Below are 19,116 nucleotides of genomic sequence, written 5' to 3' on the forward strand. Positions count from 1 at the left end.
GAGTGTAAGGGAATCCCGAAAGCTTTCGGGAGTATCGAGAAGTTTTTATATAAAAATGTGTGAAAGAAAATGTAGAGAGAACATTTGGTTCTCGATACACCTTTGTTCCGCTATTGCTTTGCAAAGGCACCCACCTGACGGTCGGCAGGCTCGAACTCAACGGGAATTGCTTTTACTTAAAGATTAATATGTGATTTGTAATTTAGATATATGGAAAATGGAGCATTAGTAATATCATTGGATTTTGAACTGCTGTGGGGAGTTTTTGATAAAGTGGATTGGAGAGATAGGAAAGCGTATTTTCAGAATACCCGAAAACTTATTCCTGAGATCCTTGAGCTTTTTGAAAAATATGAGATTCAATGTACCTGGGCCACGGTGGGGATGTTATTTAATGAGAATTGGGAGGAGTGGAACCTAAATATTCCCCGAGTATTACCCGAATATGACAATAAGAAACTATCTGCATATAAATATGGAAAGTCTATTCAAAGTAAAGAGACAGAAGAGCTTTGTTTTGCTCCGGGTCTCATAAGACGGATCAAAGAAACACCGGGACAGGAAATTGGGACACACACCTATTCCCATTACTATTGTCTGGAGCCGGGACAGACCCCGGAAAGCTTCAAGGCCGATCTGCAAAAATCCAGGGAGTTGGCAGAGAAATTTGGAGTAGAATTAAAATCTCTTGTGTTTCCAAGGAATCAATTTAACGCAGATTACCTTGAAGTATGCAAAGAGACGGGATTACAGACTGTGAGGACCAATCCTGAGGTTTGGTACTGGAAGAATACCCAACAGGATAGCCTTCAGCAGAAAATTTTAAGAACAGGAGATGCCTATATTGGCTTGAACAATAAATCTTACAGGGATATTCCCGAAATATCTCCCGGAATAACCGGACAAAAAGCAAGTAGATTGCTAAGGCCAAATAGCGGAAAAGGCTTACTTGATAAGGCACGTATTAAAAGGATACAATCAGAGATGAGTGCAGCAGCAAAGAATAAAGAAATATATCATTTGTGGTGGCATCCGCATAACTTTGGAGGGAACCCTGAAAGGAACCTGCAGGAACTGGAGGATATATTAATGCATTTTCAATCCTGCCGGAATAAATTTGGATTTGAATCATTGAATATGGCACGAATTAATGAATTTATAGAAACAGAGGCCGATGAATGATGTTATTTCCATTATCATTCCCACTTTCAACCGGGCAGATAGTCTTCCCGATGCAATCGGGAGCGTTCTGGAGCAGTCGGCCGGTAACTGGGAGCTTATCATTGTAGATGATGGCTCAATTGATGACACCAGGCAGGTAATGTCAAAATTCCTTTCGGATGAAAGAGTCAAATATTATTTTCAGGAAAATGCAGGAGTTTCTGCAGCGAGAAATAAGGGAGTAGAGTTAAGCCGGGGAGATTATTTAATTTTCCTGGATTCAGATGACAAATTTTTACCCGGAATCATTTCCCGATTAAATAAAGTTGATTATTCCAGTTATGATCTGATATGCTGGCAGGTCTCAAAATTGATCGACGGAAAATATTCGGTTTGGAAACCACAAAAGCTGGAAAAGATCTATAAGAATATTAGGGCGACATTTCTTGCTGGTAGTATTTGCTATAAGAAGGAAGTCTTTTTAAAGGCTGGGGGATATGATACTGAAATGTCCTTTGGGGAAAATTATGAGCTGGGAATAAGAATTGGGAATCTGGAAAAACTGAAGATAAAGATCATTAACGAAAGCTTTCTTCTTTATCGTATTCAAACCAAAAGCAGGACGAGTGATTCTATTCACAATAAACTGAAATCAAATAAATACCTACTTTCCAAACACAAGGAGAAATATAAAAAGGACCCTTATTCTTATTCCCGGCTGAAATATCAAATGGCTTATTTAAATGAAAGATCAGGAAATAAGGAGGAGGCTTTAGAGCTTTACCGGGAAGCCTGGAGTATAAACCTTTTTTATTTTAAAGCTTTTTTAAAAACACTCTGGTTAAGTTTTAAGTTTCAAAAATCAGAGTAGGGCCGGTAATAATTTCGCTGCTTTAAATGGTTTGAAGTCCTTCAAATATAATGCAAAAAGCATTTTATTGGTGTTTTTCAAGTCTTTTTGAAAACTCCTTGTTAAGCTTTTATCCTTATTGTTATAATAAGAGACCAAATTTTTAAAAAGAAGGATTTTTGTACGTAATTGGATCTCTCTGTTTTTTTTGGTCCAAATCCCCCCTGAATGTCTTCGGTAAACAGATGCTCGTATTTCGGGCTGGAATTTAGCTTTTCCAAAAGTACCCAGCATGCTCAGTATAAAACTATCTACATTAATTACCTGTATCATTTCTTCAGGCAAATCTCGCAAACAATTACGAAAACAAACCGTAGATAACAATGGATGATAGACTAGTCGTGATAATTCTTCTTTTGTAAGCTCCTTTGCAGGTTGCTCTAATGAAATTCTATTCTCTTTGCCGGATTGGGTCTCGTATTTTTCTTCGAACTGATGGTAAGATAAGACAAAGTCAGGTTTAGCTTTAAGAAAGTCCACCTGTTTTTGCAATTTATGTTGGTCGGTCCAGTAATCATCTCCTTCACAAAAGGCAATATATTCTCCCTTTGCCTGATACAGGTTGTTAATAGCATTGAAATTGCCGGTGGGAATGTTTAAAACTTTTATTTTATTGGCAGGCTGATGAAGAAATAACCGGATCCTGTCGGGAAACTTTTCGGCATATTTAAGACAGATCTCCCGGGTTTTATCGGTTGAATCATCCTCGCCAAGCAGAATTTCGATATCAAAATCGGTTTGCTGATCTAAGATAGCATCCAGGCACTGTTCTATATAATCTTCTTGATTATAGGTTTGTAGCAGTACGGAAATCAAGGGGGTTTTTGCAACCTGATTCGGAAAGGCTGTGACTTCTGCTTTTTGGTATTTCTTTTTGAATTCTAAAAAATCCATTATTTAAGAAATAGTCTGGAGATTTGATCCGGGTCTAGATTTCTTTTGGTTGTTCCTTTATGGGTGAACACAGAAGATTCTAAAATATCCTTTTCGATAATGCATCCCATACCAATAATAGTATTGGCTGCAATTTCAACGTTTTGCTTTATGGAAGCGTTCAGTCCTAAATAACAATAATCCCCGATCTTTACGTTTCCCCCTGTTTTTGATCCGCTGATCAAAGCGTGTTTTCCAATACGGGTATGGTGCCCAATCTGGGAAGTGAACAGGATGGTATTATCGGAAATCCTTATAAAAGGTTGGAGAACACAACCTTCATCTACAAAAACATTTTTTCCGGTTTGGAGGTTTTCCCAATGGCTGGATTTGGAAGAGATATATGAGGCAAAATCATACCCCATTTCTGCAATTCTATTATAAATCCCTTCCCTTATTTTGTTATTTCCAACAGCAATAAAAAGCACATTTTCAGACGGAGGAAATCTGGTTTCCAGCTCCTCAAAGCTGAATAAGAGTTTTCCCAGAAACTTATTTGAATTCAAATAGTCTTTTTCAACACAATAAGCTGTTACCTCATAATCACTGTCTTTTTCAAACACATAGCCAACATATTCGGCGAATTTGCCTACTCCATAAATTATTAAATTCTTCTTCATCGAATTCTATTACTATCTAAATGTACCTTCAAATATACGGTTTTGAAATTGTTATAAATTATAATTGATGTCTTCCTCATTTTTGTAGGAAGAAAGAGAAAGACTTGCCTTTGGGCAGATCAAAATGAAATCTCAACGAAAATCAGACCAAATGTTTTTAAAGGATGATCTATTGATCTAAATTTCATTTGTTTAACTAAAAACAAATCTGATGAAAAGAATAATTTTTTTAGCCTTTTCTCTGGCCTTAATGTGGTCCTGCAGTTTAGAAGATGAGCCTGTCATTGAATCGGCTATTGATGAAATCGACCTGGTCACAGAACTAGATGGATGTATAATCTATTCTTTTGAATTCGGGGATGCCGGACATATTGAGGTTAGAAACTTTTACGATTACCTTTCTATTAAGATTTCTTCAACGCAGGATTATTCCCTGAAACAACTTAATCTTCATTTTGCTGAAACAGTCGGGGATTTTCCTTTAGTGAATAAAAAGGGGCTTCTTCCGGGTAGGATGGATCATAAATATCGTTTTGATTCAAATACCTATGAAACTACAATCGAATTTCCTTTGGATGAATTGCCGACTACATTTTTAATTGCTGCTTATGCTAAGTTTGACTCACCAATAGGAAAATATGAGGCCTGGGCCGGAGATATTCCCGGTGAGCCGGGAGAATGGAGTTATTTTGAATATGCAACTTCAGACTTTCTTTATTATGCAGGTACAGATCAGGTGAGGGAAATAACACTTTCAGAGGCGACAGCAATAGGAAGCTGGGATGAAGTTCGTAGGCTTTTTGCAAATATGATGGATGACGGGGTAGACCGTACTAGTGGAACATATAATCCCAGCATCTGGGATGTTATAGATGACTTTAATGATCCTACCCGGGAATCCCAATTGGGTGATTATACCACAACCTACACTTTAGGAATCGGGGAATGTTCAGATTCGGTTGAACTGACCTTGAGGATAGTTCCGGATTAAAGTTTTCATAGGATTATTTTAAGTAAAGACTCCTTACAAGGGAGTCTTTGCTTTTTTATAGTACTAAAATTTCACTAAACCCTCCAAAATAAAATATAAAATCCTACGAGAAATATACTTTAACAAGTATTTATACCCTATAACGATTAGCTAAGCTTTTGGGGATTTTAAGTGGTAAATTTAAATAACCATTTTAAATCCAGACAGCTATGAAAACAAAATTACTCTTCTCATTAATTTTGGGGTTTTTACTTACATCCTGCTCAGTAGACCCCATTGAGGAGCAGATCAATTCCCAGGAGTTTCAGGACATTGATCTGATTACAGATGACGTGGGTTGCGCAGGACCCGATAATTCCAAGACCATTAGCCTTTCAGAGGCTGAAGCCATTCCCAGCTGGGATGAAGTACGAAAACTTTATCTGAGTTTATTGGAACCCGGGGTGGCCCGTGACGGTAGCTTTGATCCATCGATTTGGAATTTGATCGATGCTTTCAATGATGCTGAAGATCCTTTGGGTGAATATTCTACCACTTATTATTTAGATGGGGACTGTACTGATTCGGTAGTTTTAACTATTATCGTTGGTCCGGATCCAATTCTTGAAGATCCCTGTGAAGGTTTCTCAGCAGGTGCAGATAACTCTAAAGGTATTACATATTCTGAGGCGGTAGCCATTGAAAGCTGGGATGAGGTGCGTAAACTCTACCTAAGTTTGCTGGAAACAGGTATTGCCAGAGACGGAGTCTTTGATCCTTCTATCTGGAATTTAATCGATGCTTTCAATGATGCGGAGGATCCATTAGGAGATTACACTACTACCTATACTGTTACTGAAGGAGAGTGTAGTGCTTCTGTGGAGCTTACTATTACAGTGATAGCCGATCCGCAGGATGAGCCAGATTGCGATGGGGTAGATGCAGGGCCGGATAATATGAGAGAAATGGGAGTTTCTGAGGCAGCTGCAATTCCAAGTTGGGATGAGGTAAGAAAATTGTATTTAAGTCTTCTCGCCAAAGATGTGCCGAGAGACGGGGTTTTTGACCCTTCCATTTGGAACCTAATAGACGCATTTAACGCGACCGATAATCCCGTTGGAGACTACACTACAACTTATACTATAACAGTTGGAGAGTGCACAGATTCAGTTGAATTGACCATACGGGTGGTACCTGATTAACGAGGCTTAATTAAGATGTTTAAAAGGTCATACGGAAGTGTGACCTTTTTCATTAACACTACTTTCAGATAAATACTTTTAAAAAAGTTTAGTTTTGCGATGTAATTAAATGCTATGCCTAAGAAACTCATCCGCATCACCACCATCCCTCTTTCTTTAGAAAAGCTTTTGGAAGGTCAGCTTAGTTATATGAATCAGTATTATCAGGTAACGGCTGTTTCGGCCGAAAAAGAAAGGCTGGAGCGCTATGGAAAGGATAATGGGGTGAACACTTTTTGGGTAGAAATGACAAGGGCGATAACCCCTTTGATGGATGCAAAAGCGGTGTGGAAATTATATAATTATTTCAAAAAGGAAGAGCCTTTAATCGTACATACCCATACCCCAAAAGCGGGAATTGTGGGGATGCTGGCGGCTAAACTTGCCGGAGTGCCCCTGAGACTGCATACCGTAGCTGGTTTACCTCTAATGGAAACCACTGGAAACAAAAGAAAACTGCTTGATTTTGTCGAGAAACTCACCTATAAGCTCGCTACAAGGGTGTATCCGAACTCCAGAGGATTAGAGGAAATAATCCTGAAGGAAGGTTTTGCTGAAGAGGAGAAACTCAAAGTGTTGGGAAAGGGAAGTTCAAACGGGATAGATACTTCGTATTTTGACCCTTCTAATTTTTCTGAAGAAGATAAGATAAATATCCGCCAGGAACTGAATATCCCTGAAAATGATCTGGTCTTTATCTTTATCGGCAGGTTGGTATCAGAAAAGGGCATCGACGAACTGGTGGCAGCTTTTAAGCGTTTGCAGGAAAGAAAGCTGGAACTTTCCCTTTTACTGGTTGGGCCTTTTGAAGAAGAGCTGGATCCCATTTCTGAAGAAAGCAAAGAAATTATCGAGAATCATCCCAAGATTTTTACCACAGGCTACCAGGCAGATGTGAGACCTTATCTTGCTGTCTCTAATGTATTGGCTTTTCCGAGTTACCGGGAAGGTTTTCCGAATGTGGTAATGCAGGCTGGGGCGATGGGCTTAGCCTCGATCGTTAGCGATATTAACGGCTGTAATGAAATTATAGTGGAAGGTAAAAACGGAATGATCATTCCCGTAAAAGATGAAGGGGCTCTTTTTAATGCAATGGAATTGATTGCCCAAAATGAAGATTACCGCATCAGACTTGCCTCCAATAGTCGCGAGGAGATATGTAAATACTACGAGCGGAAGGAATTCTGGCAAATTTTGTTAAAGGAATATAAAAGCTTAGAGCAGGAATATATAAAGTCCTAATTTTGCGAGGTAAACAACCCCAAAGAAATCATACCTCAAGCCAAAGCATGTACAGGCATTTCATTAAACCGGTTCTTGACTTTTTTATTGCATTTACGGCATTATTAGTGTTTTGTCCGTTATTGATCCCAATCACCCTTTTATTAGCTTTGGCAAATGATGGAAAACCTTTTTTCTTTCAGAGAAGACCCGGGAAAAAGGGGCGGATCTTCAGCATTATCAAGTTTAAAACTATGACTGATGAGAGAGATTCTGAAGGGAACCTGCTTTCGGATGCCGATCGCTTAACCGGAATAGGGAAATTTGTTCGTAAAACTTCAATTGATGAAATTCCACAGTTGTTGAATGTTTTGAAGGGGGATATGAGCATTATTGGTCCACGCCCTTTGTTGCCGGAATATTTAAGTCTATATACCGAAAGGCAGCAGCGACGACATGAGGTGAAACCGGGAATTACGGGCTGGGCCCAGGTTAATGGCAGGAATGCTATTAGCTGGACGAGAAAGTTTGAATATGATGTTTGGTATGTGGAAAACCAGTCTTTTTTGCTGGATCTGAAAATTTTATTCAAGACAATAAAAAAAGTAGTAATTTCGGAAGGTATCAATACCGCTAATATGGCTACCACCGAAGCTTTTAACGGACGCAATTAAATGATTATCTACGGCGCAAGCGGACATGGAAAAGTGATATTTGATATTCTGAAATCAAGGAATATCAAACCTGAATATATCCTGGATGACAATCCTGAAATTACTGAATTCAAGGGATATAAAGTTGTACATGAACCTCAGGAAAATACTCTGAAGATCCCCGGAATTTTGGCAATTGGCGACAATACCGTAAGGAAATTAGTGGCCCTGCAGTATACCGGAGCAATAGCTAAGGCCGTTAGCCATTCTTCTGCAGTAATATCGGAAAATGTTGAAATGGGAGATGGCACGGTAGTGATGCCGGGCGCTGTTGTTAATGCCGATACTATTATAGGCTTGCATTGTATAATCAATTCGGGGGCCGTTGTTGAACACGACGTGCGTTTAGATGATTTTGTACATATTTCTCCTAATGCTGTGGTCACCGGAAATGTGGAAATAGGGGAAGGCAGCCAGATTGGAGCCGGAGCTTCCATTATTCCTGGTGTTAAAATAGGGAAATGGGTAAGCATTGGTGCAGGAGCCGTAATAATAGAAGATATTCCGGATTTCGCTGTAGTAGTTGGGAATCCGGGAAAAATTATAAAGTATTCAAATGAGTAACGAAAAAATATGGCTTTCTTCTCCGCATATGGGAGGGAAAGAGCAGGAATTTATAAACGAAGCCTTCAAACAAAACTGGGTTGCCCCTTTAGGTCCCAATGTCAATGGTTTTGAAGAAGACATTAAAAAATATCTTTTTAATGACTCCTCCCCCTCCGGGGGAGGCCGGGAGGGGGATTCGGGAGAGGTAGTAGCCTTGAGTTCAGGGACTGCGGCCTTGCATCTGGCCCTGATCCAGCTTGGCGTAGAGCGGGGGGATGAGGTGTTGTGCCAAAGCATGACCTTTGCAGCTTCGGCCAACCCAATAGTTTACCTAGGCGCTATTCCTGTTTTTATAGATAGTGAAGAAGAAACTTTGAATATTTGTCCGGAAGAACTGGAGCGTGCAATTGAAGACCGGATTGCAAAAGGCAAGAAACCTAAGGCGATCATAGCGGTGCATTTATACGGAACACCATATAAGGTTGATGAAGTTAACCAGGTGGCTTCAACATATGGGATTCCGGTTATAGAAGACAGTGCTGAAGCGCTGGGAAGTTCCTATAAAGGACAGAAGTGTGGTAGCTTTGGTGAATTTTCTATTCTGTCATTCAACGGAAATAAGATCATAACCACTTCCGGAGGAGGGGCTTTGGTTACCAAAAGTCAGAAAGCAAAAGAAAGAACAATTTTCCTTGCGACCCAGGCCAGAGATGCGGCGCCATATTATCAGCATTCAGAAATAGGCTATAATTACCGATTGAGCAATGTTTCCGCCGGAATTGGACGGGGACAAATGCTGGTATTGGATGATAGAGTTGCCGCGCGTAGAGCAATGCACGAATTTTACGTAGATTTGTTTAATGATATTGAAGGGGTAGAAGTGCACTCAGTTCCTGATAATGATTATTTTAGCAATCACTGGTTGAGTGTTATAAGAGTTAATGAAAAACAGACAGGGGGAATAAACCGGGAAAAGCTGCGTTTATTTCTCGAAGAAAATAATATTGAAAGCAGGCCACTTTGGAAACCAATGCATATGCAACCGGTATTCAAAGATTCTCCATATTACGGAAAAGGGGTGGCTGAAGCTCTTTTTGAAAACGGACTGTGTCTTCCTTCCGGATCTAACCTTAGCGATAAGGATAGAGACAGGATTAGCCGTGCAGTAATGGAGTGCTTTAAGAAATAAATATATGATGGGGAATTTTGTCAAAATTCTTAAAGGTATATTGTCAGGGGCTGACAGTTCTTTAGACCTTAGAAATATGCGTTATCTGCCCAGATGGGCGGTACTACTTATCGATATTGCTTTGGTGGCTATATCCACCTTGTTCACTGTACTAATCGTAGTAGATCTTACTCCTCGTTACTATACTATCCTGAGTTTTTATGACAAAGGAATAATGATAGTTGCAGTGCATATTTTTTATTTTTACATTTTTAAAACCTATGCCGGTATTATCCGGTATTCCTCGAATATTGATGCCCTTAAGCTTCTACTGGCAACGCTGAGCTCATTTTTCACCCTGGTATTTATTAGTTACACCACATATTTTGTAATAGGAGAAAAGATCTTTTTGATAGGAGGTTTGTTGATAAACCTTTGTGCGGCTTTCTCTTTGTTATTCCTTTTCAGACTAGGGGTGAAGCAGGTTTATGAATATTTCAAAATTGTTCAGAAAAATGAACGACTTATCAATGCGGTAATAATCGGGGCTGATGAAAATGCGATCTCGGTAGTAGGAGCCCTGGATATTGAACACCCAAGAAGGTTTAAAGTTGTAGGTTTTTTAACCCAGGAAAAATTAAACCGAAGTATAAGACTACTGGATAAACCTGTGGTGAACTATTCAGGAAAAGTTCATAACGCAGTACAGTCGCTGGATGCCAGTGCAATAATTCTCTCGGAGCAAAATTTAAGTGCTGAAGAGAAATTCGGAATAGTGGAAGATTGTCTTGAACACGATATCAAGGTATATAATGCTCCTATAGTTTCCAGCTGGGGACAGGGGGAGCCTATCGCTCAAAAAGTAAAATCTCTGCAGATCGAAGACCTGCTGGAAAGGGAACCTATTAAGTTGGATGTTCAAAACAAGATCGAACAACTTACAGGAAAGACCATTCTTGTAACCGGAGGAGCGGGATCTATAGGAAGTGAGATCGTGCGCCAGGTAGCCGATTATAATCCCAAGCGGCTAATTATTCTGGATCAGGCTGAAACTCCGTTACATAATCTTAAGCTGGAAATTGAAGCCAGATTTCCCGATCTGAATTGTAAATTTATTATTTGTGACGTTGGGAACTGGAAGCGACTGGAACTGATGTTTCAGAACAATGATATTGATGTGGTTTATCATGCTGCGGCCTACAAACATGTTCCGCTTATGGAAGAAAATCCCCATGAGGCGGTTTTTGTAAATATTGCGGGTACGAAGAACCTGGCTGATCTTTCGGTAAAATACAAGGCGGGACATTTTGTAATGGTCTCCACCGATAAGGCGGTAAACCCCAGTAATGTGATGGGAGCCACCAAAAGAGCCGCTGAGATGTATGTACAATCCCTTTTTCATAGTCAGCTGGCAAATGAGCCAAATCCAACCAAATTCATTACAACCCGATTTGGGAATGTGCTTGGTTCCAATGGATCGGTAGTGCCGTTGTTTAAAAAACAAATTGAGAAGGGTGGGCCGGTAACCATCACCCATCCTGATATTATAAGGTATTTCATGACCATTCCCGAGGCCTGTCAGCTTGTTCTCGAAGCAGGGACTATGGGTAATGGAGGAGAGATATTTGTGTTCGATATGGGAGAACCGGTTAAGATCATGGATCTGGCCATTAAAATGATCAAGCTTGCGGGTTACGATCCAAATAAAAATATTAAAGTAAAGATCACCGGATTAAGACCGGGAGAAAAGCTTTATGAAGAGTTGCTGAACGATGAATGCAAAACCCTGCCAACACACCATAAGAAAATTATGATAGGGCAGGAAGTTGTTCGTGATTATGAACAGATAAGCGATAAGATTGAAAAGATTATCGCTTCTGCCAATAAATTGAAGGCAGATAAGGTTGTTCAGAAACTTAAAGATCTCATCCCGGAGTTCAAAAGCAATAATTCCTCTTTTGAACGTTTGGACAAGAAAGAAGAAAGTATAATTAGCAAATAAAATTTCTACCCCAGATTATATGGAAAAATACCCACTGCTTTTATTAGTTAGTTTTTTAATCTTCAGCTGTTCCACCAAAAAAGAAATCGTTTATTTTCATGATATCGAAGAGCTTGAAGGATATGAAAATATCATGGACTATGAACCCGTTATAGAACCGAATGATGTTTTGAGAATAAACGTTTCCTCACTAAACGAGGAAGTTGTTAAACCATTTCAGCCCAATACTCAGGGGCAGCAAGGGGGAGCCGGAGGAGGCCAGAATATGTCTTTAACGGGCTACCTGGTGGATCCTGACGGCAATATACAGTTTCCTGTTTTGGGAGCTGTAGAGGTCGCCGGAATGAAACGGAGTGAGGTTCAGCAAGAATTACAGAGTAAAATCCGAGATTTTGTTACCGATGCAGTCGTAGATGTGAGAATTGTCAATTTTAAAGTCACAGTTCTTGGTGAAACTGGAGCTTCGAGAGTAGAGGTTAGTGACGGGCGTATTACCGTACCGGAGTTGATCGCTGAAGTTGGTGATATTGGCTACGACGGGAGAAGACAAAACATTTTAGTGATAAGAGAGAAAGACGGGGTGAAATCTTATGGAAGAGTGGATCTTACAGATGCAAATGATGTATTTAAAAACCCCTATTATTATCTAAAGCAAAACGATATTGTTTATGTAGAGCCTACTTACAGAGCTGTGAAATCGGCCGGATTTTTTACAAGTTATCAGGGAATCATTTCTTTGGGAACCACGATTATAAGTATGTATCTGCTAATCAATAGTCTCTAAGTTTATGGAAGAACTCAACGACTTCACGGAAGAGCAAGAAGAATCGAATTTTGATCTCAAGGCCGAAATATTCAAATATCTCACCCACTGGAAATGGATCGTTTTGGGACTACTGCTTGGAGTCTTAGCGGCTTATCTTTATAACCGTTATACCATCCCTAAGTATCGTAGCGAGGCTACCCTGGTTATTGTTAATGATGAAGAGAATACCGCCTTAAGCGCAATGCCTACCGGAGGTGGCTCTATTTTATCCTTTAATGAGGATGGTCTGGATAATCAAATAGAAAAACTGAAATCAAAAAGCCTGATCGAGAGTGTGGTGGATGAACTTGACCATAATATCTCCTATTTTATAGAAGGGAATGTGATCAAGGTTGAAACTTATAAAAGCAGTCCTGTTCTCATTGAGTTCATAACTCCGGATAGTATTATTAATAAACAAAGTGCTAATTTATTTATAAGTCCGTTTTCAGATACAGAATTCAGACTGGATGAAGAGAGTAAATCTTATAGCGAAACACATAAGATCGGGGAAGTAATTAATATTGATGGAGCTAAATTTACAATACTTCCGAGATCCGGGAATGAGGAAGGGGAGTTTAGAAATACAAAAACTGTAAATATTCTAATACAACCGGTACCAGATGTTGCTAGGGATTATCTTGCGAGATTGCAGATTACAAAAAAGGGTCAGGCTAAAGACATGTTGTCCCTATCTATGATACATCCCACAAGTGAAAAAACCGAAGACTTTCTGAATAAATTGATGGAAAGATTTAATGAGGAAGGAGTTAAGAATAAACAGGAGGTTGCTGAGAATACTACAAAATTTATCCAGGACCGGCTGGAAATGATCACTACAGAACTCGATTCGGTGGAAGGCGGGATTGCCGATTTTAAAAGGGATAATAGGTTGATGGATGTGGCCAGTACTGCTGGTATGTATCAGTCGCAATATACGGCCGCCGAGCAGGAAATCTTCAATCTTGAAACTCAATTGGCTTTAATCGAATCGGTAGAAGAATTATTGAGGAATCAGGGGAATTATGAGTTATTACCTGAAGCAGGAATTAGCGAAGGAGGAATTTCAGGCTTAACAAATTCTTATAACAGTTTGGTGATGGAGCGAAATCTTTATCTGAAAAATTCCACCCCGGAGAATCCTGTAGTACAGGTAATTACCGACCAACTGGATAGCTTGAAGGCAAATCTTTTTGAGAGCATAAGCAGCACGCGCAGATCCATAAATGTCAGGATCAATGAACTTAATCAGCGGGAAAACAGGGCCCAGGGTCAATTCAGTAATTTCCCGGGACTGGAAAAGGGGATGCGTAGCATAGAAAGACAACAACAGATCAAGGAACAGTTGTATTTATTCCTTCTTCAGCGTAGGGAAGAGGCGGCTATCAGCTTTGCGGCTACCGCTTCGGTTGCGCGGGTTGTGGATCCGGCCTATACCATCGAGGAACCCGTAGATCCAAAACCCTGGTTGATCCTTGTAGCAGGATTTGTTCTTGGCTTGATTATTCCTATCCTGATAATCTTTATTAAGAATTTTCTTGATACCAAAGTGCATCATAAGGGAGATCTTCATCCTTTAACCAAAACGATTCCTTTTTTGGGAGAGCTTCCACGGATTAAATCAGATCAGAATGAACTTATAGGTGTTAATGATCGCTCCCCATTAGCAGAAGCCTTCAGGATTCTAAGGACGAACCTGGCCTATTTAATTCAGAATAAAGGAAAGGAGCGGGGAGAGATTATTTTTGTAACATCTACCATTAAAGGGGAAGGTAAGACCTTTGTTTCTACCAATCTGGCTCGTACGCTTTCGACCACCAATAAAAAGGTACTATTAATTGGAGCGGATATTCGTAATCCTAAACTGCATAAGTATTCAGACAGGGCAGTGGAAGATAAAGGTCTGTCTGATTATCTGCACAACTATGAAGTAGGTATGGAAGACATTATTGTGCCCACCAATAAAAATGATATTTCGGTAGATATCATTATGTCCGGAGCGATACCTCCAAACCCCGCAGAGCTTTTTATGAGCGACAGGATGGGAGATCTGTTAAAAAGGGCCAGCAAGCTTTATGATTTTGTGATCGTTGATACCGCGCCAACTATGATAGTTACCGACACGCTTTTAATTAGTCCGTTGGCAGATACAACCCTTTACATCGTGCGGGCAGAGCATACCGACAAGAAAATTCTGGATTTCCCAAAAGACCTGAAGAACCAGGGGAAACTAAAAGGACTTGCAGTTGTACTTAATGATATTGATTATTCTAAATTCTCTTATGGGGCTAATTATGGTTATTCATACGGCTATGGCTATGGGTATGCAGCCGATAAGGAAAGCCGATGGAAACGTTGGATGAGAGGATTAAAATCCTAATTAAATAAAGCCTTGCTTTTTTCTATAACAGGTTCAAGCAATTGGACCTGTTTTTTATTTAATTTGATCTTCTCAAGTTTTTCGAGGTGTTCCAATCGGTGGGCGTCGCTACTAATAAAATCTATCATGCCGGCCTCCAGGAGTTGGTTTGCGGCTTTTTGCATTCCTGAACCATAATGCGGGGTAAGGGAGAGCATATTCATTTGAAAACTACAGCCTCGACCCTTGAGGTCTTTATATTTTTCCAGATTTTTAGAGTGGTAATAAGCATAACGCTCGGGATGGGCCAGGATAGGTTTTTGACCACTGGTTAGGATCTTAAAAAGAATCTCCTTTAAATTTATAGGAGCCTGAAAGTAAGACATTTCTACCAGCACATTGTTTCCGATGATGGGGAGCATTTTTTCTCCCTCCTCCAGGCTGTCCATCAAATGCTGATCCATCATATATTCTCCGGCTGCGGAAATGTCGATTTCCAAAGGCAGAACCGATTTTAATTTTTCCAGTGCCTTCCCAATAGTTTCCCTGGTATTGGGATAGTATTCCCCCATAACATGCGGAGTACAAACAAAACGCTTCACTCCGAATTCGCCGAATTTTTCAATCATCTCCAGAGAAGCCTCCGGAGTAGCAGCGCCATCGTCTATACCGGGTAATAAATGATTATGAAAATCGGTGAAATCCTCTAAAAGATCGACAAAGAATGTTTTTTTCTGAAAAAAAGAGATCATTTGGGAAATTTTGAGCAGTAAAATTACAGAATTTTAATTCATTTTAAGCATCTTTGGTAAGCCTTTAATCAGCTGCTTATGAGATCGATCTTTACTTTAGTTTTCTTATTTATTTTTATTTCTGAAAATTTGGCGCAAAGCCTGAATTATTCCGCAGAAATCAATGCTTCCGGCCTTATATACACCGAGGATGAATCTCCTTTTTGGCTGCATAGCAACCAGCGGGGAAGAATCGATGAACTCACTAATTTTTCCGGATGGATAAGCGGAAATGCTACATATAGTCTGGGAGCCCGATCATTCCTGGAGGTAGGCCTTGGCGGTCTCTATCAGGATGGTTATACCGATAAATTTCAGCTGGATGAAAGCTACTTGAGTTTCCAGACTTCCTGGCTGGAGATCACTGCCGGAAGAAAGCAGAAAACCGAATTATATCGGGGTTTAAGTGCTTCTAATGAAAATATTCTCTGGTCTCTAAACGCGCGACCTCTTCCGGGGATTCAAATTAAAACCAAAAGACCTGTTTTTATATCCGGTAACCGGGGAATTGGCTTTACGGCAGCTCTGGAGGAATATTTTATGGATGATGAGCGTTTTGTAGAAGATACACGATTGCACCACAAACGCTTTAGTTTGGTATATCGTCATTCAGAAAAGTTTGAGTTTTCAGCCGGATTGCAACATTTTGTGCAATGGGGTGGGGTTCATCCTGAGTTCGGCCAGCTTCCGGATTCTTTTTCAGATTATCTGGATGTCTTTATGGGGAAAGAAGGGGAAGATACCGTGGAAGGACAGGAGGCCAATGCCCTAGGGAATCATTTAGGAAGTTATGAGGTAAAACTTAAGACCCAGGTTCGTAATTTTAATCTGGAACTAATTTATAATCATTTATTTGAAGACGGCTCCGGCCGGGTTCTCGCCAATACTCCCGATGGCCGCTACGGCATCTATCTCGAAGATCAATACCCGGGAAAATGGGTTGACGCCATTATGTACGAACTTTATTATACCAGAAACCAAAGTAAAAACAGTCCCACCACCGATGGAGCCGATAATTATTTCAATAATAATCTTTACCGATCTGGATGGACCTATGAAAGCCGGATCTTAGGCGTACCTTTTATTGGTTTGGATGAGAACCGTTTCAGGATAAATAATAATAAATTGATCGCTCATCATCTTGGAATAACCGGGCTCGCTTTTGATAAACTTCCCTATAAATTCCTTGGAAGTTACCGCAAGAACTATGGAGCAAAAGCAGGTGGAAATATACCACAGCACGATATCCTTTCTACTTATCTTGACCTGAAGGTATATTCTTATCTTGTAGATGTAAGTCTGCAGCTTGGTGCCGATTTCAATACGATGAAATCCCCAAATTATGGAGCGGGAATTCTTTTGAGTGCAAGCCTTCTTTAGGTAAATTTTCTAACTAACCGGATAAAACAAAATTATTGAAAAAATCATCTGCCATATTCACTGTAAGTAAAGATCTGAAAGTTCTGAGCTGCACCAAAAATGCCTTGCAGCTATTCCCGGAGATAACTTTTCAGGAAAATGAAGCAGAAAATCTACTTAATTACTTCCCCGGGAAACTTCACCACAGTATTACTGAATCTTTAGAAGCAGCTTTTGATGGCGGGGTTATTCGGTTTGAAACCGAAGTGAACAGGAAACAACAGGTCCTGTCCTTTAGTTTCTCTCCAATAATTTCTGAAGAAGGTATAATTGATAAGCTTAGTCTGGTTATAGAGGAGGGTTCAGGAATTACGAATGAAGTTGAGCATCAATTGAGAAACGTTATAGAATATTCCTCCTTAGCGATCTTTCTAAGCAAACCTTCAGGAGCAATCCTGGATATGAATGAAACTGCCTGTGAAATGTTCGGATATAGCCCCCAGGAATTTCAGAAGCTGGGTAGGGGAGGAATTTTTCTACAGGATAAAGCGCTTGAGGATACCTTAAGAATACGGGCTGAAAATAAAGAGGTTAAAAATGAATTAACAGGGATAAGGAAAAACGGTGAATATTTCCCTTGTGAGATGCATTCAGTGGTTTATAAAAATCACCAGGGCAAGTTGAGAGCCAGTACCGGAATCCTTGATATTTCAGAAAAAAAGAGGCAGGAGCAGCAGGCCGAAAATAGTCGGCAGGCTTTTGAATCGCTTTTTCATTATAACCCGGATGCGGTTTATGCTTTCGATCTGGATGGGAATTTCACCAGTGGAAATATGAGTTCCTTAGGAATGACTGAAATGGAGGAGGAAGAACTCCTTAAAAGCAGTTTCATTCCATTTATCGATGAAAGGGATCTTCAAAATGTTATGGAACATTCGAGAAAGGCGGCCATGGGAGAGATTCAGCGTTATACCACCCGTTTTATTGGCAAAAACGGGACTAAAAAGGTGCTGGACGTGACTAACTTCCCTATTTATGTCAACAATGAAATTACGGGAGTATATGGCATCGCGAAAGATATCACCCGGCAGATGAAGGCTGAAAAGAGGTTGCGGGAAGAACGCAATATGCTAAAAGCTATTATTGATAATATTCCCGATTACATTTTTGTGAATGATATTAAACACCGTGCAATTCTGGTAAACAGAAAATTCTATCAGGAGTTACTGAATGTTAGGTCTGAAAAAGAAGCCCTGGGATTAACCGCTTTTGATTATTATAATGAAAAGGAAGCAAGGGAGATTATTGAAGATAATGAGCGCGTAATTAATTCGGGAGAGTCGGTAATTAACCGGGAAGATGAGGTTCCTAATAAGGATGGTAGCCGGGAAACTGTGCTCTTAACCAAAGTTCTTTTAACCGATCGTGACGGTAATACAACCGGCCTGGTAGGCATTGCAAGAAATATAACCTCTTTAAAGAAACAAAAACTTGAGCTTGAAAGACTCAATGCGGAATTGGAAGTAAGGGCCAGGGAACTTTCGGTCTCCAACCAGGAGCTGGAGCAGTTTGCATATATCGCTTCCCACGATTTGCAGGAACCCTTGCGGATGGTTACCGGTTTTTTTAGATAGGTTGAAATCAAAATATGAAGATCAGCTGGATAAAAAAGCTGTGCAGTATATTGAAATTGCTCACGATGGAGCTTTAAGAATGCGGCAGTTGATCCTTGACCTTTTGGAGTTTTCACGTGCCGGGAGATTGGAAAACAAGCCTGAAAAGATAAATCTAAATGAATTGGTTGAGGAAATTCTCAAACTTCAGCAGGAAAGCATCAATGAGAAAAATGCCAGAATTATTTTTTCAGAGTTACCCGTGATAATCGCTGAAAAAACTCCGCTTAGGCAGGCACTAAGCAATTTGATTGGAAATGCGCTAAAATATCAGGCTTCTGATGTAATTCCGGAGGTAAAAATAGTAGTACAGGAAAACGATAAACACTGGCTTTTTGAGATTTCAGATAATGGCATTGGAATTGAAGAGGAATTTCAGCAGAAAATCTTTGAGATCTTTAAACGCCTACATAACCGCCAGCAATATTCCGGTACAGGTTTAGGGCTCGCGATCTGCAAAAAGATAGTTGAAAACATGGGAGGGGAGATATGGGTGGAATCTGAACCGGGTACTGGTAGTAGGTTCTATTTTACCATCTCTAAACAAAATTAGTATCTTTATAAATGCCCTAAATAATTTGATACCATAATTTGATAGTATTTCAATACCGTTTTTTTGCATGCTATCACCCGGTATTTTGCGT

Annotated in this window: 17 protein-coding genes; 14 read left to right on the forward strand and 3 right to left on the reverse strand. The window is 40.0% G+C overall.

Annotated elements, in window-relative coordinates; all coding sequences use genetic code 11:
- Window positions 1–210: 210 nt before the first annotated feature.
- Both BM266_RS11810 and BM266_RS11815 read left to right on the forward strand, forming a co-directional pair.
- On the forward strand, window positions 211–1,182 hold the full coding sequence (locus tag BM266_RS11810) for a polysaccharide deacetylase family protein (RefSeq protein WP_093409931.1): 972 nt from the start codon (window positions 211–213) through the stop codon (window positions 1,180–1,182).
- Window positions 1,175–2,032, forward strand: a complete 858-nt coding sequence (locus BM266_RS11815; RefSeq protein ID WP_093409934.1) for a glycosyltransferase family 2 protein — start codon at window positions 1,175–1,177, stop codon at window positions 2,030–2,032. The genes BM266_RS11810 and BM266_RS11815 overlap by 8 nt, the downstream gene beginning before the upstream one ends.
- On the opposite strand, the gene BM266_RS11820 is transcribed toward BM266_RS11815, so the two are convergent.
- Both BM266_RS11820 and BM266_RS11825 read right to left on the reverse strand, forming a co-directional pair.
- Window positions 2,024–2,965, reverse strand: a complete 942-nt coding sequence (locus BM266_RS11820) for a glycosyltransferase family 2 protein (RefSeq protein WP_093409936.1) — start codon at window positions 2,963–2,965, stop codon at window positions 2,024–2,026. The two genes, BM266_RS11815 and BM266_RS11820, sit on opposite strands and share 9 nt — an antisense overlap.
- The gene (locus BM266_RS11825; RefSeq protein ID WP_093409939.1) at window positions 2,965–3,624 is read right to left on the reverse strand and encodes an acetyltransferase; all 660 of its coding nucleotides are present in this window, start codon (window positions 3,622–3,624) and stop codon (window positions 2,965–2,967) included. The genes BM266_RS11820 and BM266_RS11825 overlap by 1 nt, the downstream gene beginning before the upstream one ends.
- A 211-nt stretch (window positions 3,625–3,835) precedes the next feature.
- Between BM266_RS11825 and BM266_RS11830 the strand changes: the two genes are divergently transcribed.
- From BM266_RS11830 to BM266_RS11870, 9 genes are all read left to right on the forward strand, one after another.
- Window positions 3,836–4,615: a hypothetical protein gene (locus BM266_RS11830; RefSeq protein ID WP_093409942.1), complete on the forward strand. Its 780-nt coding sequence runs from the start codon at window positions 3,836–3,838 to the stop codon at window positions 4,613–4,615.
- Window positions 4,616–4,824: 209 nt separating this feature from the next.
- The gene (locus tag BM266_RS11835) at window positions 4,825–5,796 is read left to right on the forward strand and encodes a hypothetical protein (RefSeq protein WP_093409944.1); all 972 of its coding nucleotides are present in this window, start codon (window positions 4,825–4,827) and stop codon (window positions 5,794–5,796) included.
- 114 nt (window positions 5,797–5,910) lie between these two features.
- Window positions 5,911–7,077: a glycosyltransferase family 4 protein gene (locus tag BM266_RS11840; protein WP_093409947.1), complete on the forward strand. Its 1,167-nt coding sequence runs from the start codon at window positions 5,911–5,913 to the stop codon at window positions 7,075–7,077.
- A 47-nt stretch (window positions 7,078–7,124) separates the two neighbouring features.
- The gene (locus tag BM266_RS11845) at window positions 7,125–7,730 is read left to right on the forward strand and encodes a sugar transferase (RefSeq protein WP_093410111.1); all 606 of its coding nucleotides are present in this window, start codon (window positions 7,125–7,127) and stop codon (window positions 7,728–7,730) included.
- Window positions 7,731–8,333: an acetyltransferase gene (locus tag BM266_RS11850; protein WP_093409950.1), complete on the forward strand. Its 603-nt coding sequence runs from the start codon at window positions 7,731–7,733 to the stop codon at window positions 8,331–8,333.
- Window positions 8,326–9,504: a DegT/DnrJ/EryC1/StrS family aminotransferase gene (locus BM266_RS11855; RefSeq protein ID WP_093409952.1), complete on the forward strand. Its 1,179-nt coding sequence runs from the start codon at window positions 8,326–8,328 to the stop codon at window positions 9,502–9,504. Before BM266_RS11850 ends, BM266_RS11855 begins: the two co-directional genes overlap by 8 nt.
- A 76-nt stretch (window positions 9,505–9,580) precedes the next feature.
- Window positions 9,581–11,485, forward strand: coding sequence for a polysaccharide biosynthesis protein (locus BM266_RS11860; protein WP_394333126.1), 1,905 nt, complete (start codon window positions 9,581–9,583; stop codon window positions 11,483–11,485).
- 19 nt (window positions 11,486–11,504) lie between these two features.
- Window positions 11,505–12,269: a polysaccharide biosynthesis/export family protein gene (locus BM266_RS11865; protein WP_093409955.1), complete on the forward strand. Its 765-nt coding sequence runs from the start codon at window positions 11,505–11,507 to the stop codon at window positions 12,267–12,269.
- A gap of 4 nt (window positions 12,270–12,273) precedes the next feature.
- Window positions 12,274–14,670 carry a GumC family protein gene (locus tag BM266_RS11870; protein ID WP_093409958.1) on the forward strand — a complete coding sequence of 799 codons (2,397 nt, stop codon included), beginning with the start codon at window positions 12,274–12,276 and terminating at the stop codon, window positions 14,668–14,670.
- Here BM266_RS11870 and BM266_RS11875 read toward each other — a convergent pair.
- Window positions 14,667–15,401, reverse strand: coding sequence for a tyrosine-protein phosphatase (locus tag BM266_RS11875; RefSeq protein ID WP_093409960.1), 735 nt, complete (start codon window positions 15,399–15,401; stop codon window positions 14,667–14,669). The two genes, BM266_RS11870 and BM266_RS11875, sit on opposite strands and share 4 nt — an antisense overlap.
- 78 nt (window positions 15,402–15,479) lie before the next feature.
- Here BM266_RS11875 and BM266_RS11880 point away from each other — a divergent pair, with 78 nt between their 5' ends.
- Genes BM266_RS11880 through BM266_RS11890 form a run of 3 tightly spaced genes read left to right on the forward strand, consistent with a single transcriptional unit; the run spans window position 15,480 to window position 19,025 of the window.
- The gene (locus BM266_RS11880; RefSeq protein WP_093409963.1) at window positions 15,480–16,820 is read left to right on the forward strand and encodes a capsule assembly Wzi family protein; all 1,341 of its coding nucleotides are present in this window, start codon (window positions 15,480–15,482) and stop codon (window positions 16,818–16,820) included.
- A 35-nt stretch (window positions 16,821–16,855) separates the two neighbouring features.
- Complete coding sequence (locus BM266_RS11885; protein WP_093409965.1) at window positions 16,856–18,433, forward strand: PAS domain-containing protein; 1,578 nt, start codon at window positions 16,856–16,858, stop codon at window positions 18,431–18,433.
- A 1-nt stretch (window position 18,434) separates the two neighbouring features.
- On the forward strand, window positions 18,435–19,025 hold the full coding sequence (locus BM266_RS11890; protein ID WP_093409968.1) for a sensor histidine kinase: 591 nt from the start codon (window positions 18,435–18,437) through the stop codon (window positions 19,023–19,025).
- The last annotated feature ends 91 nt before the right edge of the window (window positions 19,026–19,116 follow it).

Origin of the sequence: Salegentibacter flavus (assembly GCF_900115145.1) — a bacterium.
Lineage (GTDB): Bacteria > Bacteroidota > Bacteroidia > Flavobacteriales > Flavobacteriaceae > Salegentibacter > Salegentibacter flavus.